The sequence below is a fragment of the Amycolatopsis sp. WGS_07 genome (assembly GCF_045278895.1).
Lineage (GTDB): Bacteria > Actinomycetota > Actinomycetes > Mycobacteriales > Pseudonocardiaceae > Amycolatopsis.
This window is the reverse complement of record NZ_CP136053.1, coordinates 9834325-9858736: the sequence shown is the minus strand read 5'-3', so window position 1 is coordinate 9858736 and position 24412 is coordinate 9834325. Positions and strand designations below refer to the sequence as shown.

Annotated in this window: 26 protein-coding genes and 1 pseudogene; 13 read left to right on the top strand and 14 right to left on the bottom strand. The window is 69.3% G+C overall.

The genetic code is table 11. The features are described from left to right. The first annotated feature begins 8 nt into the window (after window positions 1-8). Together RPX00_RS46180 and RPX00_RS46175 are read left to right on the top strand one after the other, a co-directional pair. Window positions 9-461, top strand: coding sequence for a ribonuclease domain-containing protein (locus RPX00_RS46180; RefSeq protein ID WP_406635578.1), 453 nt, complete (start codon window positions 9-11; stop codon window positions 459-461). Further along, window positions 458-807, top strand: a pseudogene (locus tag RPX00_RS46175) (barstar family protein). The gene RPX00_RS46180 and the pseudogene RPX00_RS46175 overlap by 4 nt, the downstream one beginning before the upstream one ends. Window positions 808-848: 41 nt before the next feature. Here RPX00_RS46175 and RPX00_RS46170 read toward each other — a convergent pair. Beyond that, the gene (locus RPX00_RS46170) at window positions 849-1622 is read right to left on the bottom strand and encodes an enoyl-CoA hydratase family protein (protein ID WP_406635576.1); all 774 of its coding nucleotides are present in this window, start codon (window positions 1620-1622) and stop codon (window positions 849-851) included. A gap of 96 nt (window positions 1623-1718) precedes the next feature. On the opposite strand from RPX00_RS46170, the gene RPX00_RS46165 reads away from it, so the two are divergent. After that, window positions 1719-2294, top strand: coding sequence for an ArsR/SmtB family transcription factor (locus RPX00_RS46165; protein ID WP_406635574.1), 576 nt, complete (start codon window positions 1719-1721; stop codon window positions 2292-2294). An 89-nt stretch (window positions 2295-2383) separates the two neighbouring features. Beyond that, window positions 2384-3706: an alpha/beta hydrolase family protein gene (locus RPX00_RS46160; protein WP_406635572.1), complete on the top strand. Its 1323-nt coding sequence runs from the start codon at window positions 2384-2386 to the stop codon at window positions 3704-3706. Between the two features lie 44 nt (window positions 3707-3750). Here the strand turns inward: RPX00_RS46160 and RPX00_RS46155 are convergent, their stop codons facing one another. Both RPX00_RS46155 and RPX00_RS46150 read right to left on the bottom strand, forming a co-directional pair. Continuing rightward, on the bottom strand, window positions 3751-4380 hold the full coding sequence (locus RPX00_RS46155) for a cyclase (RefSeq protein WP_406635570.1): 630 nt from the start codon (window positions 4378-4380) through the stop codon (window positions 3751-3753). A 180-nt stretch (window positions 4381-4560) separates the two neighbouring features. Continuing rightward, the gene (locus RPX00_RS46150; RefSeq protein WP_406635568.1) at window positions 4561-5109 is read right to left on the bottom strand and encodes a TetR/AcrR family transcriptional regulator; all 549 of its coding nucleotides are present in this window, start codon (window positions 5107-5109) and stop codon (window positions 4561-4563) included. Window positions 5110-5156: 47 nt separating this feature from the next. Between RPX00_RS46150 and RPX00_RS46145 the strand changes: the two genes are divergently transcribed. Beyond that, window positions 5157-6014, top strand: a complete 858-nt coding sequence (locus RPX00_RS46145; RefSeq protein ID WP_406635566.1) for an oxidoreductase — start codon at window positions 5157-5159, stop codon at window positions 6012-6014. Window positions 6015-6017: 3 nt separating this feature from the next. Here RPX00_RS46145 and RPX00_RS46140 read toward each other — a convergent pair whose 3' ends face one another. The 6 genes from RPX00_RS46140 to RPX00_RS46115 form a co-directional block, all read right to left on the bottom strand. Beyond that, window positions 6018-6755 (bottom strand): sirohydrochlorin chelatase, encoded by a 738-nt coding sequence (locus RPX00_RS46140; protein ID WP_406635565.1) that lies wholly within the window; start codon window positions 6753-6755, stop codon window positions 6018-6020. Then, on the bottom strand, window positions 6752-8014 hold the full coding sequence (locus RPX00_RS46135; RefSeq protein WP_406635563.1) for a sulfate adenylyltransferase subunit 1: 1263 nt from the start codon (window positions 8012-8014) through the stop codon (window positions 6752-6754). Before RPX00_RS46135 ends, RPX00_RS46140 begins: the two co-directional genes overlap by 4 nt. After that, window positions 8014-8934, bottom strand: a complete 921-nt coding sequence (gene cysD / locus RPX00_RS46130; RefSeq protein ID WP_037813676.1) for a sulfate adenylyltransferase subunit CysD — start codon at window positions 8932-8934, stop codon at window positions 8014-8016. Before cysD ends, RPX00_RS46135 begins: the two co-directional genes overlap by 1 nt. 10 nt (window positions 8935-8944) lie before the next feature. Continuing rightward, window positions 8945-9640, bottom strand: coding sequence for a phosphoadenylyl-sulfate reductase (locus RPX00_RS46125; protein WP_406635561.1), 696 nt, complete (start codon window positions 9638-9640; stop codon window positions 8945-8947). After that, window positions 9637-11337, bottom strand: coding sequence for a nitrite/sulfite reductase (locus RPX00_RS46120; RefSeq protein WP_406635560.1), 1701 nt, complete (start codon window positions 11335-11337; stop codon window positions 9637-9639). Before RPX00_RS46120 ends, RPX00_RS46125 begins: the two co-directional genes overlap by 4 nt. A 116-nt stretch (window positions 11338-11453) precedes the next feature. After that, window positions 11454-11540 (bottom strand): putative leader peptide, encoded by an 87-nt coding sequence (locus RPX00_RS46115; RefSeq protein ID WP_350540000.1) that lies wholly within the window; start codon window positions 11538-11540, stop codon window positions 11454-11456. A 268-nt stretch (window positions 11541-11808) separates the two neighbouring features. On the opposite strand from RPX00_RS46115, the gene hemW reads away from it, so the two are divergent. Together hemW and RPX00_RS46105 are read left to right on the top strand one after the other, a co-directional pair. After that, window positions 11809-13017, top strand: coding sequence for a radical SAM family heme chaperone HemW (gene hemW / locus RPX00_RS46110; protein ID WP_406635558.1), 1209 nt, complete (start codon window positions 11809-11811; stop codon window positions 13015-13017). 70 nt (window positions 13018-13087) lie between these two features. After that, window positions 13088-14008 (top strand): NADP-dependent oxidoreductase, encoded by a 921-nt coding sequence (locus RPX00_RS46105; protein ID WP_406635556.1) that lies wholly within the window; start codon window positions 13088-13090, stop codon window positions 14006-14008. Here the strand turns inward: RPX00_RS46105 and RPX00_RS46100 are convergent. Beyond that, window positions 13998-14705 (bottom strand): TetR/AcrR family transcriptional regulator, encoded by a 708-nt coding sequence (locus RPX00_RS46100; protein ID WP_406635554.1) that lies wholly within the window; start codon window positions 14703-14705, stop codon window positions 13998-14000. The genes RPX00_RS46105 and RPX00_RS46100 overlap by 11 nt on opposite strands. 95 nt (window positions 14706-14800) lie before the next feature. Between RPX00_RS46100 and RPX00_RS46095 the strand changes: the two genes are divergently transcribed. From RPX00_RS46095 to RPX00_RS46080, 4 genes are read left to right on the top strand one after another with little or no spacing between them, the layout of a single operon-like run. Further along, window positions 14801-15208, top strand: coding sequence for an SgcJ/EcaC family oxidoreductase (locus RPX00_RS46095; RefSeq protein ID WP_406635552.1), 408 nt, complete (start codon window positions 14801-14803; stop codon window positions 15206-15208). Next, a complete protein-coding gene (locus RPX00_RS46090) occupies window positions 15205-15555 on the top strand; it encodes a hypothetical protein (protein ID WP_406635550.1) in 351 nt (116 codons plus the stop codon). The genes RPX00_RS46095 and RPX00_RS46090 overlap by 4 nt, the downstream gene beginning before the upstream one ends. 55 nt (window positions 15556-15610) lie before the next feature. Next, window positions 15611-16429, top strand: coding sequence for a siderophore-interacting protein (locus tag RPX00_RS46085; protein WP_406635548.1), 819 nt, complete (start codon window positions 15611-15613; stop codon window positions 16427-16429). Window positions 16430-16439: 10 nt separating this feature from the next. Continuing rightward, complete coding sequence (locus RPX00_RS46080; protein ID WP_406635546.1) at window positions 16440-17672, top strand: serine hydrolase domain-containing protein; 1233 nt, start codon at window positions 16440-16442, stop codon at window positions 17670-17672. Here RPX00_RS46080 and RPX00_RS46075 read toward each other — a convergent pair whose 3' ends face one another. Genes RPX00_RS46075 through RPX00_RS46060 form a run of 4 tightly spaced genes read right to left on the bottom strand, consistent with a single transcriptional unit; the run spans window position 17673 to window position 22404 of the window. Next, window positions 17673-18671, bottom strand: a complete 999-nt coding sequence (locus RPX00_RS46075; protein ID WP_406635544.1) for a TIGR03842 family LLM class F420-dependent oxidoreductase — start codon at window positions 18669-18671, stop codon at window positions 17673-17675. A gap of 10 nt (window positions 18672-18681) precedes the next feature. Then, complete coding sequence (gene hydA / locus RPX00_RS46070) at window positions 18682-20064, bottom strand: dihydropyrimidinase (protein WP_406635542.1); 1383 nt, start codon at window positions 20062-20064, stop codon at window positions 18682-18684. Then, complete coding sequence (locus tag RPX00_RS46065) at window positions 20064-20906, bottom strand: nitrilase-related carbon-nitrogen hydrolase (RefSeq protein WP_037813646.1); 843 nt, start codon at window positions 20904-20906, stop codon at window positions 20064-20066. Before RPX00_RS46065 ends, hydA begins: the two co-directional genes overlap by 1 nt. Then, the gene (locus RPX00_RS46060) at window positions 20899-22404 is read right to left on the bottom strand and encodes an NCS1 family nucleobase:cation symporter-1 (protein ID WP_406635540.1); all 1506 of its coding nucleotides are present in this window, start codon (window positions 22402-22404) and stop codon (window positions 20899-20901) included. Before RPX00_RS46060 ends, RPX00_RS46065 begins: the two co-directional genes overlap by 8 nt. A 241-nt stretch (window positions 22405-22645) precedes the next feature. Here RPX00_RS46060 and RPX00_RS46055 point away from each other — a divergent pair, with 241 nt between their 5' ends. Together RPX00_RS46055 and RPX00_RS46050 are read left to right on the top strand one after the other, a co-directional pair. Beyond that, window positions 22646-23317, top strand: coding sequence for a response regulator (locus tag RPX00_RS46055; protein WP_406643322.1), 672 nt, complete (start codon window positions 22646-22648; stop codon window positions 23315-23317). Then, window positions 23314-24375, top strand: coding sequence for an ATP-binding protein (locus RPX00_RS46050; RefSeq protein ID WP_406635538.1), 1062 nt, complete (start codon window positions 23314-23316; stop codon window positions 24373-24375). Before RPX00_RS46055 ends, RPX00_RS46050 begins: the two co-directional genes overlap by 4 nt. Window positions 24376-24412: the final 37 nt, after the last annotated feature.

Sequence of the window (24412 nt, the reverse complement as noted above, 5' to 3'; positions counted from 1 at the left end):
GGCACACCATGGTCAACCGTAGGCGGATCACCGCCGCGCTCGTCGGTCTCCTCGTGCTGGTGCTCGGCGGGTGGCTCGTCAAGGAAACCGCCGGGTCGCCGGATTCGCCGGCCCCCTCGTCTTCGTCGAGCGCTCCCGCCGCCGCGTCCGGAAAGGTGCCGGGGGCCGATTCCAAGCTGCCGGTCAAGCCGTTGTCCTCGCTGCCTCCGCAGGCGGCGGACACCTGGAAGCTGATCGAAAAGGGCGGGCCTTACCCGTACCCGCGCAACGACGACGTCGTCTTCCAGAACCGGGAGAAAGTGCTGCCCGCGCAGAAGAACGGCTATTACCACGAATACACCGTGAAAACGCCGGGAAGCCCGGACCGAGGGGCTCGCAGGCTGATCACGGGGGCGGGGAAAGAATTGTATTACACAGCTGATCATTACGCGTCGTTCGTCGTTGTGGACCCCGCGCGGTGAGCGGCGAAACGGCGCAGGCCGCGGCGGACGCCGCGTTCGCGCGCGGGGGTATCCGCACCGGGTCGACGGGACGCGCACGCTGGACAAGCTGTCGGCGCTGGACGCGATCGGCGAGGCGCTGTCGTTTCCGTCGTATTTCGGGCGGAATCTGGACGCGCTCTACGACATGCTCACGGATTTGTCGTGGCTGCCCGCCGGGGAGCACGTGCTGATCTGGGCCGGCTCGGACGGGCTGAAAGCCGCGGAGCCCAAGGCTTATCTGGCGGTGCGGAGCGTGCTTTCGGACGCTCAGCGCGCCATGGGTTCCGGCGAGCGCCGGCTGACTGTGGTTTTGGTGGATTGCTGAAGCCGTGAGGGGAACGTCGACGTTCCCCTCACGGATCGGCGTCAGTCCTGCGGAACCCAGTTCGGCTTGCGCTTCTGCGCGAAGGCCAGAATGCCTTCCTGGCCTTCCTCGCTGGCGAAGAAGCCCGCGGACAGCGCGTTCATGTCCGCGAAGCCGTCCGCCGGAGTGGCCGGACGCGGGCGGGCGAGCAGTTCCTTGGTGGCGGCCAACGCCTTCGGGCCGCCCAGCGTCAGCGACTTGAGGTAGCCCTCGACGGTCTTGTCCAGGTCCTCGGACGGCACGCAGGCGTTCAGCAGGCCGATCTCCACCGCGCGTTTCGCGTCGAAGACGTCGCCGGTCAGGAACAGTTCGTGGGCGGCACGAGCGTTCAGCCGCGGCAGCACCGTCAGGCTGATGACCGCCGGGATCACGCCGATGCGGACCTCCGAGAAGGCGAAGGTCGCCTCCGGGACCGCGACCGCGATGTCGCAGGCCGCGACCATGCCAATGCCGCCCGCGCGGGCGGGGCCGGCCAGCCGGGCGACCACCGGTTTCGGGCTCGTCCACAGCTGGTCGAGGATCTTCGGGAACTCGTTCACGCCCTGGTCGGACGAACCGGCGCCGCGGGCCTCCTTCAGGTCCATTCCGGCGCAGAAGACCGGGCCGGTGTGGGTCAGCTGCACCACGCGCACCGCGTCGTCCTCGCGGGCCTTGTCCAGCGACTCGCTCAGTTCCCGCCGCAGCTGCGCCGACAGCGCGTTGCGGTTGTGCGGGGAGTCCAGGGTGATCGTGGCGATGCCGGCCGCCACCTCGTAGTGCACCAGTTCGTCAGCCATGCCTGACACTTTCGCACACCGCCTGCCGGGCAGCGGGTGTGAAGTTCATGCACGAAAACTCGTGCATGAAAACTCGTGCACCGCTACCTTGGGGGGATGGCAGAACCGCGCACCGCTGACCTGAAGGCACTGAAGGCGCTCGCGAATCCGTTGCGGCAGCGGATTCTCGAGCTGCTCACCGCGTCCGGGCCGGCGACGTCGACGACGCTCGCCGAGCGGCTGGGCGTGACCAGCGGCGGGACCAGCTACAACCTGCGGGTCCTGGCGGAGAACGGGTTCGTCGAGGAGTTGCCCGAACGCGCGCGCGGGCGGGAACGCTGGTGGCGCGCGGTGCCGCACGACCTGCGGCTTCCGCCCGCGGACGAACGCGACGATCCGGCGAAGGCAGCGATCGGCGAGCTGCATCGGCTGTGGCTCGCGGGGGACATCGAACTGTACGAGCGGTTCGAGCGCGAGCGGCCGCGGCTGGGGGAGTGGGCGGACGCGATTCCGTACTCGCGCGGCGCGATCACCGTGACGCTGGACGAACTCGGCGACTTTTTCGAGGCGTATCTCGCGCTGCTGCGCCGGTATCAGCGGCCGGACGACGAGATCCCGGAGGGCGCGCGCCGGGTCGAGACGCGGATGCTCGCGTTCCCGGCTCCGGCCGGAGAGGAGGCGGTGCAGGACTGAACTGAAGGAAGGCCCTGGGTGCCGAGCGGCCACTCGGCACCCAGGAAAGGGAAAACGCGCACGATCTCCCGAAGCAAGGAGAACACTTCATGCTGCCCTGGGGCAAATCGCGGCTCGCGGCCGCGATTCTCGTGCTGGGCTCGGTCTTGCCGACCGCCCAGCCGGCACAAGCATCACCGTCCGCGGACGTCACGTTCGCTGGCACTGGCGGAATCACGTTGCACGGCACGGTCTTCCGGCCGGACGGACCGGCGAGGTCCGCGATCGTCCTGCAAGGCGGGTCGGACTGGCGGACGCGAAACGACCTGCGCGTGCAGGCCGAGATGTTCACGCGGCTCGGCGTCACGACGCTCGTGTACGACCGGCGTACCAGCGGTTATTCCAAGACCCAGCGTGACTACGGCGTGCTGGCGGACGATCTGGTCTCGGCAGTGCGCGCGTTGCGGGCGCAGTCGGGAGCCAAGGATGTCGGCGTGTGGGGAGTCAGCGAGGGTGCGTGGGTCGCGCCGCTCGCGGCGACGCGGACGGCGGACATCTCGTACGTGATCACTGTCGGCGGATCCGGGTTGGGCGGGGCTCGGCAGACCTCATGGTATTGGGGGAATGTCCTTCGCCACCAAGGCATTTCCGGTTCGCTGCTGACGACGTTGCCGGTGCAAGGCACGCGGTTCGCGATCGGAGCGGGGTTGTTTCCCGAGGCGGACTACGACCCGGTGCCGGTGTTGCGGCGGCTGAAACAGCCGTTGCTGGCGTTGTGGGGCGACCTCGACATCAACCACGCGCCCGTCGAAAGTTCCCGGATTTTCGCGGACGCGCTTGCAGGGCATCCGGATCACGCGATTCGGTTCGTCGCGGACGGCGGGCCTGATCTGTACGCGACCAGCGACGCCGGGTTCGACCGGCTGCCTCGGGTCGTGCCCGGCTATCCGGCGGCGGTCGACCAGTGGCTGGCGGATCGGCGGGGTGCGCACGTCGAGACCGCGGCGTTCACGCAGCGTCCGACGGAAGCGCTCCGGCCGTTGGCGTGGTGGGAATCCGTTTGGGCGCAAGGGATCGCGCTCGTCCTGCTGCTGGGTGGGTTCGCGGTCGGCGGAGTGGCTTCGCTGGTGCGCCGCCGAGGAACCAGGTCGGCGCGATGGCTGGCTGGACTCGGGACGGCGACGGTTGCTGGGTTTGTCGCGCTCCTCGGCTGGGCTCAGCTGTCCGGGATGAAGGACCTCGGGCCGGTGATTGCCGGACGGCCGTTGCCGTGGCTGGCCGTGCAAGCGCTAGCTGCCGCGACGGTGGTGGCGTTGGCGATCACCGTGGCGGGGCTGCGGAAACCGGACCGTCGGCGCGGGACGATCGCACCGCTCGTCGCCGGGCTGGTGTTCGTGCCGTGGGCGGTCTACTGGGGACTGCTGGTGCCGTGAACCGGGCGCGGCCACCCGGGCGCAGCGGGTGGCCGCGGTCCGGATCAGCCGATCGTCGTGGTCGTGAAAACCGGGCTCGGGTTGGGGAAGCACGCCGTCGGCGCGGTCACGTCGCCGATGATGCTGCTCGCCACGGCCTTGAAGGTGAGGCCGGGGTCGCTGTAGCTGGTGCCGGACAGTTTGGTCTCGATCTTGCCGGAATCGCCCGCCTTGAGGTGGGCGGTGATGGTCGGCAGTTCGAAGGTCGAACCGCCGGCGATCGGGCCGGGGAAGCTCAGTGTCGCGACGCCGTCGGCGACGGTGACCGTCGGCGGGGTGTCGCCGAGGCCGGAGCCGCCCGCGAGGTCGGCGCTGACGTAGGTCGAGTTCGCCGGGATCGGGAACTTCAGCGCGAAGGTGTTGATGTTCTTGACCTTGTTGCCGCCCACGTCGCTCGGGACGGTGTTGGGCGCCGGGTCGATGACGACGTCGAACGCGCCGCCGGGCGCGACCGTCGCGGGTGCGGTGACGTCGGCGTTCTGGGTCAGCGACACCTGCTGCGGACCGACCACCGGTGCGTCGGCCTGGCAGTCGAAGTTGATCGCGGTCGCGGCGGAAGCCGGGGCCGCCAGCGCGATCGGAAGGGCCGCCACCGCGGTGAAGGCAGCTAGCCGGAAAAAGTGAGGTGCTTTCATCTGTGTGCTCCTACCTGCGGGTTTCACGGGGGAGAGAGAAAGCTGCGCAGCGTTTAGAGAGTTACCGGCAAGTTAAGTAGCGCGTCAAGGATTGACCGTTCACAGGCGCGCACGGTGACGAAAAATGTGAATATCGCTCACCTCGTGGCGGTAGGGGGTGGCCTGATCGGCCGTTCGGGCCTACCGACAGTGGTCCGACAGGGCGAGCCAGGCCAGTTCGGTCCAGCGGCTCCGGGCGGGCTCCGGAACGTCGGCGCCGGGCGAGGTGGCCAGCAGCAGTCCGACGTCCTCGGCGGAGATTCCCGGACGCAGGGCGTGGTCTCGATGCGCGGTGTCGATCATGGATTCGATGGCCGCTACGGCGTGCTCGCGCATTGCGCGGAGCGGCTCGGGGGAGAGGTCCGAGAGTGCGGCGCGGAGCAGGCGTTCCTCGCCGAGGTCGACGACGACTCGACGGATCAGCCCCCGAAGTTCGTCGGCCGCGGTCGTCTGACCGGCGGCGACGCGGGCGGCGGCGCTGTCGAGCACCTCGGCGATCGCGGTGCCGAGGTCTTCCGCGATCTCGCGCACGAGGTCTTGTTTGGTCGGGAAATGCCGGTAGAGGGTGCCGACGGCGACCCCGGCTTCGGCGGCGATCTCGTCCATCCCCGCCTCGGGTCCGCGCGCGATCAGCAGGGTTCGTGCGGACGCGAGGATCGCCGTCCGGTTTCGTGCCGCGTCCGCTCGCACCTGTCGCTCCTTGCCGAAGAAGATGAACTGATGGTTCACTATAGAACATGAACGAGTGGTTCAGGTTAGTGAAGGGCCGGGTCGCGGTGGTCACCGGAGCGAACACCGGCATCGGCTTCGAGACCGCCCGCGCGCTGGCTGACCGCGGCGCGCATGTCGTGCTGGCTTGCCGGGATCCGAAGAAAGCGCAGGATGCGGCTCGCCGGATCGGTCCCGGCACGGAGGTGATCCGGGTGGACCTGGCGTCGCTGGATTCCGTGCGGGAAGCGGCGAGCGAGCTGCGCGCCCGGCACGACCGGATCGACCTGCTGATCAACAACGCTGGGGTGACCGGCGTGGCCGGCCGGACCGCGGACGGTTTCGAGCTGCAGTTCGGGGTGAACCACCTCGGCCACTTCGCGTGGACGGCGCTGCTGCTCGACCGGCTGCTGGACGTGCCGGGCTCCCGGGTGGTGACGGTCAGCAGCATCGCGCACCGGTTCGGCCGGATCGACCCGGCGGACCTGAGGGCGGCCAGCGGGTATCCGGCGTCGAAGCTGGCCAATCTGCTGTTCGCCTACGAACTCGCGAAACGCTTGCAGGGTACGGAAACCGTCTCGCTCGCCGCCCATCCCGGCGGCGCGACCACCGACATCTTCCGGTACTCGTCGCCGGTGTTCCGGGGCGTGAACCTGGCGGTGGCCCGGCTGTTCGGGCGGACGCCCGCGATGGGCGCGCTGCCGACCTTGCGCGCGGCAACGGATCCCGGCGCGAGCAACGGCGAGTACTACGGTCCCGGCGGGCTTTTCGAGATCGGCGGCTATCCGGAGCGGGTCAAGTCCAGTGCGCGCTCGCACGACGAGAGCCTGCGAAAGCAGTTGTGGGAGGCTTCGCTGCAGGTGACCGGGGTGGGCTGTCCGGTGTGAAGGTCAGGCGGCGGTCCGCAGCAGACCGGAGATCGCGGCGGCGTACCGGCCGATCACGACGTCCGCGACGCGCGGGTCGTCCGCGAGCGGCTCGGCGATGAAGGCGTTCGGGTCGGCCTCGCAGGCCAGTGACGCGATCCGGTCCGGCAGCAGGCCGGGGGCCAGAAACCACGACGCGACAACGAGATGCCGGACGCCGCGGGCGCGTAGCCGGGCGGCCGCGGCCGGGATGTCCGGCTGGGCGGCGCTGGCGAACGCCTCGCTCACCGGGAGCCCGAGCTGCTCTTCCCAGCGTGCGGCCAATCCGGCGACGACCGCGTTGGCCTCGGGACTGGAGGAGCCGACCGCGCTCAGCAGCACCCCGGTCCCACCGCGGTGGCGCGCTCCGGCGAGCCGGTCGAGGGCGACGGCTTGCAGCGCTGGGTCGGCGCCGAGGACGTCCGACACCTGGATGCGGAAGCCGGGGCACTCCGCGGTCACCTCGTCGACCAGCGCGGGCAGGTCGACCCGCGCGTGGAAAGCGCTGCCCAGCAGCAACGGCACGACGACCGCCGAGCGGTGCCCGTCCGCGTAAAGCTTCCGGAGCACGTCGGTGACGCGCGGCTCCGACAGGTCGAGGAACGACTCGTGGACCTCCAGCCCCGGTGCCTGCGCGCGGACGACGTCGACCAGCGCCCGCACCGTCGCGGCGGAGCGGGGATCACGACTGCCGTGCGCGACGGCGACCAGGGGAGGCGTCACGAGAACCGCTCTCCGACGAGACCGGCGGCGAGGGTGTCGCCGTCCTTCGGGTCGATCACCAGGAACGCGCCGGTGCGCGGGCTCACGCCGTAGTCGTCCACCGGCAGCGGCTCGGCCAGCTGCAGGGTGACGCTGCCGATGTCGTTCAGCTCCAAGCTTTCCGGAGAGTCCACACTGGACAGTGTCTGCTCGTCGAACCGGGCGTGCAACTCGCTGGTCAGGCCCTGCACGGTCCGGGTGCCGTGCTTGATCAGCACCCGCGCGCCGGGCTTGAGCGGTTTCGCCGACAGCCAGCACAGCGTGCCGGTGATCTCGTCGGTCACCTCCGGCGGCGAGTCGGCGGCCGCGATCAGGTCGCCGCGGCTGATGTCGATGTCGTCGGCGAGCAGCAGCGTCACCGAGGTGCCGGCACCGGCCTCTTCGAGCGGCCCGTCCGCGGTGTGGATCCGCTCGACCCGGCTGCGAATGCCGTGCGGCTGCACGACGATCTCGTCGCCGGGACGCACCGTGCCGGCCGCGATCTGGCCGGCGTAGCCGCGGTAGTCCGGGTACTCCGGGGTGCGCGGGCGGATCACGTACTGCACCGGGAAGCGCAGTGCGGAATCGTGCGGATCCGGGGCCACCGGCACGTTTTCGAGGTGCTCCAGCAGCGACGGGCCGTCGTACCACGGGGTTTTCTCCGACCGGGTGGCGACGTTGTCGCCGACCAGTGCGGACACCGGGATGGTGACGACGGAGGCTGGGTCGTAGCCGAGCGATTCCGCGTGCGCGGTGAACTCCTTGGCGATGACGCCGAAGGTGTTCTCGTCGTAGTCGACGAGGTCGATCTTGTTCACCGCCAGCACCAGCTGCCGCACGCCGAGCAGCGCGAGCACGGCCGCGTGCCGCCGGGTCTGCTCGACCACGCCGTTGCGCGCGTCGACCAGCAGCACCGCGAGCTGCGCGGTGGACGCGCCGGTGACCGTATTGCGGGTGTACTGCACGTGCCCTGGAGTGTCGGCGAGCACGAACGACCGCTTCGGCGTCGCGAAATACCGGTACGCGACGTCGATCGTGATGCCCTGCTCGCGCTCCGAGCGCAGGCCGTCCACGAGCAGCGACAGGTCCGGAGTGGACAGTCCTTTGTCGACGGACGCGCGGGTGACCGCGTCGAGCTGGTCGGCGAGGACGGACTTGGTGTCGTACAGCAGCCGCCCGACCAGCGTGGACTTCCCGTCGTCCACGCTGCCCGCGGTGGCCAGCCTCAGCAGGCTCGACATCAGAAGTAGCCCTCCCGTTTGCGGTCTTCCATGGCCGCCTCGGACATCCTGTCGTCGGCGCGGGTGGCGCCGCGTTCGGTGAGCCGCGAAGCCTGGACCTCGGCGATGACTTCTTCCACAGTGGACGCCGTGGACTCGATCGCGCCGGTGCACGAACCGTCGCCGACGGTCCGGTAGCGCACGCTCAGCTCGCGGACGTCCTCGCCGGGACGCGGCCCGCCCCACGGCCCCTCGCTGAGCCACATGCCGTCGCGCTGGTAAACCGCGCGCTGGTGGGCGTAGTAGATCGACGGCAGCTCGACCTTCTCGCGGGCGATGTAGTTCCACACGTCGGCCTCGGTCCAGTTGGACAGCGGGAACACGCGGACCTGCTCGCCAGGACGGTGCCGTCCGTTGTACAGATTCCACAGCTCCGGGCGCTGCCGCCGCGGCTCCCACTGGCCGAAAGCGTTGCGCAGGCTGAAGATCCGCTCCTTCGCGCGCGCTCGTTCTTCATCGCGGCGACCGCCGCCGAAGACCGCGTCGAACTTGTTCTCCGCGATCGTCTCCAGCAGCGGGGTGGTCTGCAGCGGGTTGCGCAGGCCGTCGGCGCGCTCCTCGAGCCTGCCGTCGTCGATCCAGTCCTGCACCTTCGCCACGACCAGGCGCAGCCCGTGCTTTTCGACTACCCGGTCGCGGAACTCGAGGACCTCGTCGAAGTTGTGCCCGGTGTCGACGTGCAGCAGCGGGAACGGCACCGGCGCGGGCCAGAACGCCTTGATCGCCAGGTGCAGCATCAGCGTCGAGTCCTTGCCGCCGGAGAACAGGATCACCGGCCGGTCGAACTCGCCCGCTACCTCGCGGAAGATGTGGATGGCCTCGGACTCAAGGGCGGCCAGGTTGTCGACAGCGGCGTCGGCTGCCGGTTCCAAAGTCGTCATGCGTCCTTCCTCAGCCATGCAGTCCGCACTCGGTCTTGGATTGCCCGGCCCACCGGCCGCTGCGCGGATCCTGGCCCGGCTCGACCTTCGCCGTGCAGGGCGCGCAGCCGATCGAGAGGTACCCGATCGACACCAGCGGGTTCTCCAGAATCCCGTTCTCGTGCAGGTAACCGTTGAACTCGTCGTCGGTCCACGCCGCGATCGGGTTGATCTTCACCAGGCCGTTGCGCTCGTCCCAGGTGACGATCGGCGTGTTCGCGCGGGTCGGCGCGTCCACCCGGCGCACGCCGGTGACCCACGCCGAGTACTTGCCGAGCGTCTGCCGCAGCGGCACCACCTTGCGCAGGAAGCAGCACTGGCCGGGGTCGCGTTCGTGCAGCTTCGGGCCGTACTCCGCGTCCTGCTCGGCGACGCTCTGCTCGGCCTGCGCGTTGACGATCCGGACCTCCGGGTACACCGTCTGCACCGCGTCGCGCACCCCGAGGGTTTCGGCGAAGTGGTAGCCGGTTTCTAGGAACAGCACGTCCACCGCGGGCTTGACCTTCGTGGCGAGGTCGATCAGCACGGCGTCCTGCATGTTCGACGCCACGATGAAGTCGTCGCCGAAGGTCTCGACGGTCCAGCGCAGCGCCTCTTCGGCGGTTGCCTCGGCCAGTTCCTTCTCGGCGCGTTCGGCCAGCGCCCGATAGTCCGTCACCGACGTCACTGCAGCACCCCTTCGTCCGCCCGCGCCGCCCACTGCGGGAACCGTTCGCCCGGTTCGCGGCCCGCGACGTACGCGCGCACCACGCGTTCCACGTACTCGACCAGCTCGCCGGCGGTGACCTTGTGGCCGCGCAGCTTGCGGCCGAACCCGGCGTCGAGCCCGAGCCCGCCGCCGAGGTGCACCTGGAAGCCCTCGACCTGGTTGCCGTCGGCGTCGGTGACGATCTGGCCCTTGAGCCCGATGTCCGCGGTCTGCACGCGGGCGCAGGAGTTGGGGCAGCCGTTGAGGTGCACCGTGACCGGGGTTTCCAGCTGGGCGTTGATGTCGGCGAGCGACTTCTCCAGATCCGCCACCAGCTGCTGCGCGCGCACCTTCGTCTCGACGATCGCGAGCTTGCAGAATTCCAGCCCGGTGCACGCCATCACGCTGCGCCGCCACGGCGACGGCTTGGTGTGCAGGCCCAGCTCGGCCAGCTCCGTCTGCAGCGCGGGGACCTTGTCCTCCGGCACGTCGAGCACGACCAGCTTCTGGTGCGGGGTCAGCCGGACCCGCCGCGAGCCGGCCCGCTCGGCCGCGTCCGCGACGGCGACCAGCCTGCTGCCGGACACCCGCCCGGCGATCGGCGCGGCCCCGACGTAGTAGTTGCCGTCCTTCTGCCGGTGCACGCCGACGTGGTCGACCGGCGTCGCGGGGTTCTCCGGCGGCGGGCCGTCGATCAGCTTCCGCTTCAGGTACTGGGTTTCGAGAACTTCGCGGAACTTCTCGATCCCCCAGTCCTTGACCAGGAACTTCAGCCGCGCCCGCGAACGGAGCCGCCGGTAGCCGTAGTCGCGGAAGATGGAGACGACGCCTTCCCACACTTGGGGCACCTCGTCCAGCGGGATCCACGCGCCGACCCGCTGCGCGAGCATCGGGTTCGTGGACAGCCCGCCGCCGACCCACAGGTCGAGGCCGGGGCCGTGCTCCGGGTGGTTGACGCCGACGAAGGCGATGTCGTTGATCTCGTGCACGATGTCCGGCAGCCCGGAGATCGCGGTCTTGAACTTGCGCGGCAGGTTGGCGAAGCGCGGATCGCCGATGTAGCGCTCGAGGATCTCGTCGATCGCGGGGGTGGCGTCGAGCACCTCGTTCTCGGCGATGCCGGCGACCGGGGAGCCGAGCACGACGCGCGGGCAGTCGCCGCAGGCCTCGGTGGTGCTCAGGCCGACGGCCTCGAGCCGCGACCAGATCGAGGGCACGTCCTCGATCTGGATCCAGTGGTACTGGACGTTCTGCCGGTCGCTGATGTCGGCGGTGTCGCGCGCGTGCTCCTTCGAGATCTCGCCGATCACCCGCAGCTGCTCAGTGGTGAGCGCGCCGCCGTCGATGCGGACGCGCATCATGAAGTAGCGGTCGTCCAGCTCTTCGGGCTCCAGCAACGCGGTGCGGCCGCCGTCGATGCCCGGCTTGCGCTGGGTGTAGAGGCCGAACCAGCGGAACCGGCCGCGCAGGTCTCCCGGGTCGATCGAGTCGAAACCCCGGTGCGCGTAGATGTTCTCGATCCGCGCCCGGACGTTGAGCGGGCTGTCGTCCTTCTTCGAGCGCTCATTCGGGTTCAGCGGCTCCCGGTAACCGAGCGCCCACTGACCCTCGCCCCGCTTCTGGCGCGGCCGGGGCGTGCGGCCCTTCGCGGGCGTTTCACGCGTGGGTGCGGACATGGAGATCCTCCGGGCGGGGTTGTCGAGGCGGCTCCGGCGGCCCGCCGCGGCGTCGATGCGGGGCGGGAGCGGGGCCGGTGGTCCAGGTGGTGGGCTGGGCAGGCGTTGCGGGGGAGTCAGCGAACAGGCCGGCAGAGCGCGCTCGCGACCCGGAGAAGGTCGACGTGGCGGCGCGCCACGAGAAGGACACCGGCAGGACTCACCGGCTCAGATTGCCACGCGGGCCGAACGTCGTCCAAGGGCGTCCGGATGGTGGGAGAAGGCTCACTCCAGCGGTGCGGAACCGCCGCGGATGTGCATTGGCCGGACGATCTGCCAGGTCTTTCCCGGCTTTCGGACGCTTAGTGGGACAGCCGTGGCGGCTGGGCGGCCTGGGTCCCGGCGGGTACCGCATCGTTCGGCGGCAGAACTTTCCGTTGGGTGGTGCGGGGGCGCGCGGAGGTTCCGGCGAGGCGGGGGAGAATGGGTGTCGTGCCTGTTCCCGACACCGCCCGCCCGTCCGCTGGACTGCCCGAGACCGCGCTCGCGGGCCTCGGTACCCGCCCGTTCGGCGTGTACGTCCACGTGCCGTTTTGCGCGACCCGCTGCGGCTACTGCGACTTCAACACCTACACCGCGGGCGAACTCGGCTCCGCTGCCTCACCTCGGTCGTGGCTGGACGCGTTGCGCCGGGAGCTGGAGTTGGGTGCCGAAATCCTCGGCAGTGCACCCCCGGCCGAGACGGTTTTCGTCGGCGGCGGGACGCCGTCCATGCTCGGCGCGGACGGGCTGGCCGAGGTGCTCGACGGCGTCCGGTCGGTGTTCGGGCTCGCGCCGGGTGCGGAGGTGACGACCGAATCGAACCCGGAGTCCACTTCGCCCGAGTTCTTCGCGGGCATCCGTGACGCGGGTTACACCCGGGTGTCGCTGGGCATGCAGTCCGCGGCCCGGCACGTGCTGAAGGTGCTCGACCGCGTGCACACCCCCGGCCGTCCGGTCGACGCCGCGCGCGAGGCCCGCGCCGCTGGGTTCGAGCACGTCAACCTCGACCTTATTTACGGCACGCCGGGGGAGCGGGTCGAAGATCTGCGCGCGTCGCTCGACGCGGTCCTGTCCGCCGGGGTTGATCACGTGTCCGCGTACGCGCTCATCGTGGAGGACGGCACCGCGCTGGCTCGCCGAGTCCGGCGCGGCGAGTTGCCCGCGCCGGACGACGACACGCTGGCCAGCTACTACGAGCTGATCGACTCGGTCCTCGCCGGTGCCGGTTTGACCTGGTACGAGGTGTCGAACTGGGCGACGGACGAGGCCGCGCGGTGCCGGCACAACCTCGGCTACTGGCAGGGCGGCGACTGGTGGGGCGCCGGTCCGGGCGCGCACAGCCACGTCGGCGGCGTGCGATGGTGGAACGTCAAACATCCGGCCAAGTACTCCAGCCTGCTCGCGCAACGGCAGAGCCCGGAGGCCGACCGCGAGGTGCTCACCGAGGAAGACCGGCACCTGGAGCGGATCATGCTGGAGCTGCGGATCTCCGACGGGCTAGCGGTGTCGGCGCTCGACGACGCCGGAATCAAGGAAGCGCGCGCGGCGGCCGCGGAGGGGCTGCTCGAAGTGTCCGATTTGGACAGCCGGGGCCGCGCGGTGCTCACCGATCGCGGGCGGCTGCTCGCGGATGCCGTGGTCCGGCGCCTCGCCGGCTGAATTTTCGCCTGCCGGGCATAAATCCGCTCGATCGTTTGTTGGGCTAAGCATACGAGCGAGGGAGACGCGTATGCCGCAAGCGGTCAGATACGGCGAACACGGCGGGATCGAAGTGCTGCAGCTGGCCGAAGTGCCCCGGCCGGCACCGGAATCCGGGCAGGTGCTCGTGCGGGTCCGGGCCGCGGGCATCAATCCGGGGGAAGCGAAAATCCGGGTGGGCGCGCTGGCGGAACGCTGGCCGTCCACCTTCCCGTCCGGGCAGGGCAGCGACCTGGCCGGCGTGGTGGCCGAACTGGGCCCGGACGTCGAAGAAATCCAGGTGGGGGACGAGGTCGTCGGCTTCGTGCACACCCGCTCCAGCCACGCCGAGTACGTGGTCGTCCCGGCGGAGCATCTCGTCCCGAAGCCGAGCGGGCTGTCGTGGGAGGTCGCGGGCGGCTTGTTCGTCGCCGGAACGACCGCGTACGCCGCGGTCCGGGCGGTGTGCCCGCGCGAGGGCGACACGATCGTGGTGTCCGGGGCGGCCGGCGGGGTCGGTTCGCTGGCCGTGCAGCTGGCGAAGCTCACCGGCGCGACCGTGATCGGCATTGCCGGCGAAGCGAACCACGAGTGGTTGCGCGAGCACGACATCGTGCCGATCGCGTACGGCGAAGGGCTCGAAGAGCGGCTCCGGGAGCTGACCGGCGACCAGGTGCACGCGTTCATCGACACCTACGGCGACGGTTACGTCGAACTCGCCTTGCGGCTCGGCGTCTACCCCGGCCGGATCGACACGGTGGTCGATTTCGCCGCCGCCGAGACGTACCGGGTGAAGACCGAGGGCAATATCGCCGGAGCGAGCGCCGAGGTGATGCGGGACCTCGTCGCGTTGGCGGACAAGGGATTGCTCGACGTCCCGATTGCCGCGACGTACCCGCTGGCCGAAGTGCAGGCCGCCTACCGCGAGCTGGAACAGGGGCACACTCGCGGCAAGATCGTGCTCACTTTCTGACCATCGCCGCCAGCCCGGCCACGAACGCCTCCAGGGCGAATTCGAGCCGGGCTTGGCTGGTGTCGGCGTTGAAGAATTCCCCGGCCTGCAACAGGTTCGGGAACGTGCTCGCGGGAAGCGACCGCATGTAGTCGACCATCTGGCGCTCGCGTTCGCTCATCTCCGCCGGGTCGTAATCGCCGAATGTCCAGCCGCTGGCCTCGTACGCGAACGCCTTGGTGTACGTGCTCAACGCGTCTCCGGCGAACACTGCCTGCTGCAGGTCCAGACCGCCCGCGCGCAGCAGCTTGATCATCACTTCGCCCTGCAGCAGCGAGTTCGGCGTGACCGGGATCGGCGTCTGCCACGCGACCTTCGCGATGCCCGGATACGCCATCATCGCTCGGATTTGTTGCCGCACTTGCTCTTTGACCTGTTCGGTCCACCGCTGCGGATCCGGTTCCGGGCACGGCACCTCGCTCAGTGCCGCGTCGAGCATCAGCTCGTCCAGCTCTTCCTTGTTGGCCACGTACGCGTAAAGCGACGCCGGGCCGGTCTCCAGCTGCTGCGCGACCCGCCGCATCGAGACGGCGTCGATGCCCTCGGCGGCCAGGATTTCGAGCGCGGTCTTCACGATCAGGTCCTGCGACAGCATCTGCTTGGCGGCGCGCCGGCGCGGGCTCGGCGTCCGGCGCCACGGCGGGGGCGGTGCGGTCATTCCCGAAGCCTAGACGAACCCCGCGCTTGACGCGAACGGTGTTCGTGAGTACAACTGGACTCGTACGCGAACGACGTTCGTTAAGGAGAGCCAGCATGTCCCAGCACGAAGAAGTCCTGTCCGTTCTCTCCCGCCTCGCCGATGCCTGGAACAGCGGCGACGCCGACGCTTACGGGAATCTGTTCACCGATGATGCGGACTACGTAACCTTTTTCGGGTACCGGTCGGTCGGCCGCCAGGCGATCGCGGACGCGCATCGCGAGCTGTTCCAGGGGCCGCTGAAAGGCTCGAAGCTCACCGGCTTCGGCGAGCCGCGCGTGCGGTTCCTGCGGGACGACGTCGCGGTCATCGTGACCGGTGGCGGCTCGTCGCTGACGGGCGGCGACGACCCGGCGGCGGAAGGCCGCGAGAGCACGTTGACCTACGTCCTGGTCCGGGGCGACGAGGGCTGGCGGATCACCGCGTTCCAGAACACCCGGGTTTCGAAGCCGTGGGAAGCATGAGAACGATTGTCGAGGTCTCCGGGGTCGTCTCCGCCGCGCCCGCGGACGTCTTCGCGCGGCTGGAGCGGCAGCTGGCCGGCTCGGAGTACCCGATGAAACTGGAGGTGGACCGCGAGCGCCGGTTCCTCGCCGCGCAGGGCGGCTGGTGGTACCGCGGCGAGTACGAGGTCGCCGACGATCCGGCCGGGTCGAGGGTCACGCACCGCGTCCGGAACGCGGCCACCGGGCAGTGGTGGGGAGTGCTGCTGGCGAACCGGTTCTTCGTCGGGTTCCGGGACCGGGTCCGGGAGGGCTTTCGGGCAATGCTGGCCGAACTCGGGACAGCGAGCGCTGGGCGGAACAGGTGAAGGCGCGTACCGTGGGGGACGACTTAGGTAAACCTTACTGAAACAGGGGTGTTCGATGGCCGAAGGTCCGGCGCGCAAGGGGAGGACCGCGGTGCGGCTGGAGGTGCTGCGCAAGGAGCACCTCACCCCGCACATGATCCGGATCGTGGCGGGCGGCGACGGGCTGCGCGATTTCCGGGCGAACGAGTTCACCGACGCGTACGTGAAGGTGATCTTCAAGGTGCCGGGGGTGGAGTATCCGGAGCCGTTCGACCTGAACCGGATCCGCGAGGAGCTGCCGCGCGAGCACGCGCCGCGGTTGCGCACGTACACCGTCCGCTCGTACGACCAGGCGGCCGGCGAACTGGTGCTCGACTTCGTGGTGCACGGCGACGAGGGCCTCGCCGGTCCGTGGGCGCAGGGCGCGCAACCCGGTGACGAGCTGCTGCTCGCCGGTCCGGGCGGGGCGTACGCGCCGCGCGCCGACGCCGGCTGGCACCTGCTGGTGGGCGACGAATCGGCGTTGCCCGCCATCGCCGCCGCGCTGGAGGCGCTGCCGGCGGGGGCGCGGGCGCACGTGTTCCTGCTCGTGGCGGACCAATCGGAGCACCAGGCGCTCGCGACGAAGGCGGACGCGCAGGTCACGTGGCTGCACCGCTCGGCGGCCGACGATCTGGTCGCGGCGGTGAAGGCGCTGCCGTGGCCGGGCGACGACGTGCACGCGTTCGTCCACGGCGAGGCCGGCTTCGTGCGGGAACTGCGGCGGTACCTGTTCACCGAGCGCGGGGTCGACCGGGATTCCGTGTCGCTGTCCGGATACTGGCGCGAGGGCAAGAACGACGAGGCCTGGCGCGAGGAAAAGGCAGCGGAGCGGAAAGCGGCCAGTTCGGCGTAAGGTCGCCGGCATGGCGACCGAGGTGAAGGTGGAGGCCGATCCGGCCGACGCGGGTTTCGACGGGGCACGGCTGCGGCGGATCGACCGGCATTTCGCCCGATATGTCGACGACGGCCTGCTGCCGGGCTTCCTCGCCGTGGTGAGCAGGCACGGCCGGATCGTGCACGTGGCGTCGCACGGCGCGCGGGACGTCGAGGCCGGCGCCCCGGTCGAGACCGACACGATCTGGCGGATCTTCTCGATGACGAAGCCGGTCACCTCGGTGGCGGCGATGACGTTCGTCGAGGAAGGCCTGATCGACCTCACCGACCCGATCTCGCGGTGGCTGCCGGAATTCGCCGAGCCGCGGGTGTATGTCAAGGGCTCGGCGCTGGCCCCGGTCACCGAACCGGCGACTGAGCCGATCCGGTTGTGGCACCTGCTTTCGCACACCTCGGGCCTCACCTACGGCTTCCACCACACGCACCCGGTCGACGCGGTTTACCGGGCGGGCGGCTACGAATGGGGCACTCCGCCCGGCCTGGACCTGGCGTCGTGCACCAAGGCGTGGGCGCAGTTCCCGCTCGTGTTCCAGCCCGGTGCGGAATGGAACTATTCGGTGGCCACCGACGTCCTCGGCAGGCTGATCGAGGTACTGGCGGGGAAGCCGCTCGACGAGGTGTTCGCCGAGCGGATCTTCGGCCCGCTGGGCATGACGGACACGGGATTCTGGACGTCCGACACCGACCGTCTGGCAGCCCTGTACCTGCCCGCGCCTAAGACGAAACAGCTGGTCCGCAACGACACCTTCGGTGCGCTGGGCAAGGCGCGCCCGGCGTGCCTTTCGGGCGGCGGCGGCCTGGTGTCGACGGCCGCGGACTACCACCGGTTCACGCAGATGCTGCTCCGCCGCGGCGAACTCGACGGCGTGCGGGTGCTGAGCCCGCGGACCGTGGACCTGATGACGGCGAACCACCTGCCGGGGCACGTGGACCTGGAGGCGTACGGCCGTCCGCTGTTCGCGGAGATGCCTTTCGACGGGTACGGATTCGGGCTGGGGTTCTCGGTCCTGATCGACTCGGTGAAGGCGAAAACCCTTGCCACGCCGGGGGAATACGCATGGGGCGGGGCCGCGTCGACGGCGTTCTGGGTGGATCCGGACGAGGATCTGACGGTGGCGTTCTACACGCAGCTGCTGCCGTCGTCGACCCACCCGATCCGGCAGCAGCTGCGGCAGTTGGTGTACCAGGCGATGCTGGACTGATCACGCGGTCAGCTTCGGAATCACCTGCGCCCCATACGCGGCCATCGTCTCCTCCCGCTCGTCGTGCATCAGGTACAGCGCGAACTGGTCCACTCCCAGTTCCGCCAGCTCCTCCAGCCGCGCGATGTGTGCCGATGCCGGGCCGAGCAGGCAGAAGCGGTCGACGATCTCGTCCGGGACGAACGCGGTCGACGGGTTGCCCGCGCGGCCGTGGTGGGAGTAGTCGTAGCCTTCGCGCTCGCGGATGTAGTCCGTCAGCTCGCGTGGCACGGTGCCTGACGAGCCGTATCGGGCCACCAGATCCGCGACGTGGTTGCCTACCATTCCGCCGAACCAGCGCAGCTGTTCTCGTTGGTGCGCCAGGTCTTCGCCGACGTACGCCGGGGCCGCGACGCAGATCGTGATTCCGCCCGGATCGCGGCCGGCGGCCCGGGCGGCGTCCCGGACCGCGCCGATGGTCCAGCGGGCGATCGCCGGGTCGGCGCATTGCAGGATGAAGCCGTCCGCGTGCTCGCCGACCGTTTGCAGCGCCTTCGGTCCGTACCCGGCCATCCACATTTCCAGCCGGCCGCCGCGGATCCACGGGATGCGGACGGCGGTGTCGTTCATCGTGACCTCGCGGCCCTCGGCGAGGTCCTTCACCATGCGCATGCATTCCCGCACCGTGGCCAAAGTGGACGGTGGGCGGCCGACGACCCGGTGCGCGGAGTCGCCGCGGCCGATGCCGCACACGGTGCGGTTGCCGTACATGTCGTTGAGCGTGGCGAAGGTCGACGCCATCACCGACCAGTCCCTGGTGCCGGGGCTGGTCACCATCGGCCCGACCACCAGCGCCGACGTCGCCGCGAGGATCCGCGAGTAGATCACGAACGGTTCCTGCCACAGCACGCACGAGTCGAACGTCCACCCGTACCGGAACCCGGCGTCCTCGGCGGCCTTCATCATCCGCACGACCTCCGCCGCGGGCGGGTCGGTCTGCAGCACGATCCCGAAATCCATCAGGAAACCCTCAATTCAAGTACTGATTGAGTTCGCGAGACAAGAATTTGCCGTGTCCGGGACTGCCGTGGAATCCGTCCGGCGAGACCACGACACGACCGCGCGACAGTACAGTGTGGACCTTCCCGGTGAGCGAAAAGCCTTCGTACGCCGAGTAGTCCACGTTCATGTGGTGCGTTTCCGCGGAAAGGGTCTGCTGCGCTGACGGGTCGTAGACCACGATGTCCGCGTCCGAACCCGCCGCGATCACGCCCTTGCGCGGGTACAGGCCGAACATCCGCGCGGGCGTCGCCGAGCACGTCTCGACCCAGCGGCCCAGCGAAATCTCGCCCGCGACCACGCCCTGGTGCAGCAGATCCATCCGGTGCTCGACGCCCGGCATCCCGTTCGGGATCGCCCGGAAGTCGCCGCGCCCCAGTTCTTTCTGGTCCTTGAAACAGAATGGGCAATGGTCGGTCGACACCACGGACAGGTCGTTGGTGCGCAGCCCGCGCCAGAGGTCCGCCTGATGCGATTTCTCCCGCAACGGCGGGGAGGCGACGAACTTGGCACCCTCGAAGTCGGGTTTGGCCAGGTCCTCAATGGACAGATACAGGTACTGCGGGCAGGTCTCGGCGAAGACGTTCTGCCCGCTGTCCCGTGCTTCGGCGACCGCGGCAAGCGCCTGGGAAGCCGACAAATGCACGATGTACAGCGGTGATCCGGTCACCTGGGCGAGCCGGATCGCTCGTGAGGTCGCCTCGCCCTCCAGTTCGGGCGGGCGGGTCAGGCCGTGCTGCACCGGGTCGGTGTTTCCGGCGGCGACCGCTTGCGCGGCGAGTTCATCGATCGCGATGCCGTTTTCCGCGTGCATCATGATCGTCGCGCCGATCTCGCGCGCCTGCTGCATGGCGCGCAGGATCTCCCCGTCTGTCGAATAGAAAACTCCGGGGTAGGCCATGAACATCTTGAAACTGCCGACGCCGCCGTCGACGCACGCCCGCATTTCCTTAAGCGTGGAATCGTTGACGTCCGACACGATCATGTGGAACCCGTAGTCGATCGCGCAGTTGCCGTCCGCTTTGGCGTGCCATTTGTCCAGAGTGGACAGCAGGGAGGTTCCCTTGGCCTGCACGGCGAAGTCGATGATCGTCGTGGTTCCGCCCCAGGCGGCGGCGATGGTGCCGGTCTCGAAGGAATCGACCGAATGTGTGCCGCCGAACGGCATCTCCATGTGCGTATGCGCGTCGATTCCGCCGGGAAGCACGTACTTCCCGGTCGCGTCAATAGTTTCGTCACCGGTCAGCGTGCCGGGGGCGCCGACCGCCGCGATGGTTTCGCCGTCCACCAGAACGTCGGCGGTGACCGCGCCGGACGGCGAAACTACTTGCCCGCCTTGGATCAGGGTAGTCATCAGGCCTCCGCGAGCGGGCCGTAGCTGTCCGGGCGGCGGTCGCGGTAGAACTGCCACAGATCGCGGACCTCGGCGAGCCTGCCCATGTCGAGATCGCGGACCACGATCTCCTCCTCCGTATCCGACGCGGCCTCGCCGACGAGCTGCCCGCGTGGGTCCACAAAGTACGATTGGCCGTAGAAGTCGTTGTCGCCCAGCGGTTCTACGCCGACTCGGTTGATGGTGCCCACGTAGTACTCGTTCGCCACCGCGGCGGCGGGCTGCTCCAGCCGCCACAGGTACTCCGACAGTCCGCGGCTCGTCGCTGACGGGTTGAACACGATCTGCGCCCCGGCCAGCCCGAGCGCGCGCCAGCCTTCCGGGAAATGCCGTTCGTAGCAGATGTACACGCCGATCCGGCCGACGGCGGTGTCGAATACCGGATAGCCGAGGTTGCCGGGCTTGAAGTAGAACTTCTCCCAGAATCCCTTCACCTGCGGAATGTGGTTCTTGCGGTGCATGCCGAGGTATTTCCCGTCGGCGTCGATCACCGCCGCGGTGTTGTAGTAGACGCCCGGCTGTTCCTGTTCGTACATCGGCACCACGAGCACGACGCCGTGCCGCTCGGCGACCTCCTGCATCAGTTTCGTGGTGGGGCCGTCCGGGATCGCCTCGGTGTAGGAGTAGAAATCCGCGTCCTGCACCTGGCAGAAATACGGACCGTAGAACAGTTCCTGCAGGCACACCACCTGCGCGCCTTGCGAAGCCGCCTTGCCGATGGCGTCGACCGCGTTCGCGATCATCGACTCCTTGTCACCCGTCCACCGCTGCTGGATCAAGCCGGCTCGGACCGTGTCAGACACTGGTTTCCTCCTCGTTCCGGTGCGCGTTCAATGGAAGGCTGAGCAGGACGTACGCGACGAAAGCGCCGACGAAGCCCATTGCCCAGTTGTAGTCGTACAAAGGTTTCAGGAAAGGGATCAATCCGTCCGCCGGGAACGGCCCGCCGTAAGCGCCGCCGACCGCGAGCACCGCGCCGATCAAGGTCGCGACGAGCGCGCGCCAGTGCCAACCGGCGGTGAACCAGTACTCGCCGCTGGGCAGGTACAGGTCGGCCAGCTTCAGCCGGGTCCGCTTCACCACCCAGTAACCGGCGACGAGCACGCCGGCGACCGAGCCGAGCAGCCCGCCGTAGAAGCCGAGCCAGGCGAAAATGTAGATGTCCGGGTCGGAGTAGAGCCGCCACGGCTGGATCAGGATGCCGATCACGCCGGTGATCAGCCCGCCGAGCGCGAAGGTGATCCGCTTGGGGAAGGCGTTGGAGAAATCGTAGGACGGGCTGACGACGTTCGCCGCCAGGTTCGCCGAGATCGTCGCCAGCACCAGCGCGATCAGCGCGACGACCACCACGATCGGACTGGAGAACTTGTCCGCCAGCTGCGCCGGATCCCAGATGTCCTGCCCGTAGAGCACGTGCCCGCCGGACGTGGTGAGGATCGCGACGATCGCGATGAACGTCATCGTCGTCGGCAGCCCGAAGATCTGCCCGCGCATCTGCTTGCGCTGGCTGCCGCCGAACCGGGTGAAGTCCGGCATGTTCAGCGAAAGCGTCGACCAGAACGCGATCATCGCCATCAGCGACGGCGCGAACACCTTCCAGAACTCCGGCCCCCAGCCGAGTTTGCCGTTGTCGTGCAGGATCGGGCCGAGCCCGCCCGCCTTCACCAGCACGTAGCCGAGCAGGATCAGGAACCCGACCGATACCAGCGGCGCGGTCCAGTTCTCGAACTTGCGGACCGCCTCCATGCCGCGCCAGATGATCAGCATCTGCACGAGCCAGAACACCGCGAACGACAACCACAGCGTCCAGTGCTGCCCGGCGATCATCGCCGAATCGCGCCAGCCGGATCCGGCGAGGCGCCCGACGATCACGTAGATCGCCTCGCCGCCCACCCAGGTCTGGATGCCGAACCAGCCGCACGCGATGAACGCGCGCAGCAGCGCGGCGAGATTCGCGCCGCGCAGCCCGTAGAACGCGCGGGCGAACACCGGGAACGGGATGCCGTATTTGGTGCCCGCGTGGCTGTTGAGCAGCATCGGCGCGAGCACGATCAGGTTGCCGATCGTGATGGTGATCAGCGCTTGCAGCCAGTTCATGCCGAGCGCGATGAGCGACGCGGCCAGCGCATATGACGGGATATTATGAGCCATACCCATCCACAGCGCGAAATAGTTGTAGGTCGTCCAGGTCCGCTTCTCGACCGGGACCGGGGCCAGTTCGTCGTTGAAGAACCGGCTGCCCCGCAGCGCCCGCACGTCGCCGAGGTCCACCCGGCTGTGCTCACGTGTCGTCGGCTCCATTGCGGAATCCTGCGCGCCGGGCGGGGGCCGGGGGCAGAGACAGACTGTTCACTGTTCGGACGCCCTTGGCGCAGTCTGTCGATTGCGCCGGGCCGCGCAGGAGTGCATGACCTGCGTCACACCCTGGTTGTCACGCGCGGGCAAAACGGCGGAAACATCTCCACCGGATCTCCACATCTCACCCGGATGGCCTCCACGGCGATTGCTTAAAGTCAGCGGCATGGACAACGGGGGAAGACGGGTGCTGGTCGTGGAAGACGACCTCACCATCGCCGCGTCGATCGATGCCCGGTTGCGCGCCGAGGGATTCTCGGTCGAGGTCGCGCACGACGGTCCCGCCGCGGTCGAGGCGGAGGCGGCGACCAGTCCGGACCTGGTGGTTCTCGACGTGATGCTGCCCGGTTTCGACGGACTGGAGGTGTGCCGCCGGATCCAGGCGCGCCGTCCGGTGCCGGTGCTGATGCTCACCGCGCGCGCCGACGAGACCGACCTGCTGGTGGGCCTCGGCGTCGGCGCGGACGACTACCTCACCAAGCCGTTCTCGATGCGCGTGCTGTCCGCGCGGATCCAGGCGCTGCTGCGGCGGGTGGAGCGGTCCTCGGCGGCGGCGGAGGAGCGGATCGTGCTGGGGGACTTGGAGATCGACATCGCGGAGCGGCGGGTTCGCCGAGGGGGCGAACCCGCCCAGCTGACGCCGATCGAATTCGACCTCCTGGTGCATTTCGCGCGCCGGCCGCGCGCGGTGCAGCCGAGGGAGCGGCTGCTGAGCGAGGTGTGGGACTGGGATGTGCACGCGACCGGAGCCGGCACGAGGGCGGTGGACAGCCACATCAAGGCGCTGCGGCGGAAGCTCGGGGCTGACTTGATCCGGACGGTGCACGGCGTCGGGTACGCGCTGGAGGTGCCGGCGTGAGGGTGCTGCTCGCGAAGGCCGTCGACCTGCTGCCCCGGCCGCTGGATCCGATCCGGTCGGTGAAGCTGAAGCTGGCGATCCTGATGGTGGCGTCCGGCGGGATCGCGTTCGGATTCTTCCGCTACCAGATCGGCTGGCTGCCGCCGCAGACGACGGTGATGGCGATGGTGATCGCGCTGGTGACGTCGCAGATCCTGGCGCACGGCATGACCCGCCCGCTGCGCGAGATGACCGCCGCCGCGGGCGCGATGGCCAAGGGCGACTACACCCGCCGGGTCCGCGCGACCGCCCGCGACGAGGTCGGTTCGCTGGCGGAGGCGTTCAACCGGATGGCCGCCGATCTGTCCACTGCGGACCAGCAGCGCCGGGAGCTGATCGCGAACGTCTCGCACGAACTGCGGACGCCGATCACCGCGTTGAACGCCGTCCTGGAGAACCTGGTGGACGGGGTCGCCTCGCCGGATCCCGCGACGCTGCGCACCGCGCTGAACCAGACCGAACGCCTGGGCAGGCTGGTCACCGAGCTGCTGGACCTGTCCCAGATCGACGCTGGCACCCTGCCGCTGGACCGGACGCCGGTCGACCTGGCGGACCTGCTCGCCGAGGTCGCGGCCGAAGCCGAAGCGATGGCCGCGGCGGCGGGCCGGGGAGTCCGGTTCACGGTCTCGGTGACCCCGCCGGGCGCGACCGTGCCCGCCGACCGGGAACGGCTGTACCAGGTGGTGGTGAACCTGCTGGAGAACGCCGCGAGGCACGGTCCGGCCGGGGGAGAAGTGGCGGTGCTGGCGCGCGTCGAGGCCGGGGAAGCGCGGATCGAGGTGCACGACCAGGGCCCGGGGATCCCGGAACCGGACCGGGACCGGGTATTCGAGCGGTTCACCCGGGGAGAACGCGCCGGGGGCGGCGGAACCGGGCTGGGGCTGGCGATCGTGCGGTGGGTGGTGGAACTGCACGGCGGGACGGTCGCGGTGGTCGACGCGGACCCGGACCGGGCGGAATCCGGAAGGCCTGACGGGAGCGGGCCGGGGTGCCGGATTCGGGTGACACTGCCTGCTTGAGCCGGGGTTTCAGGGCCAATCTTGGGCCTTCTGGTGG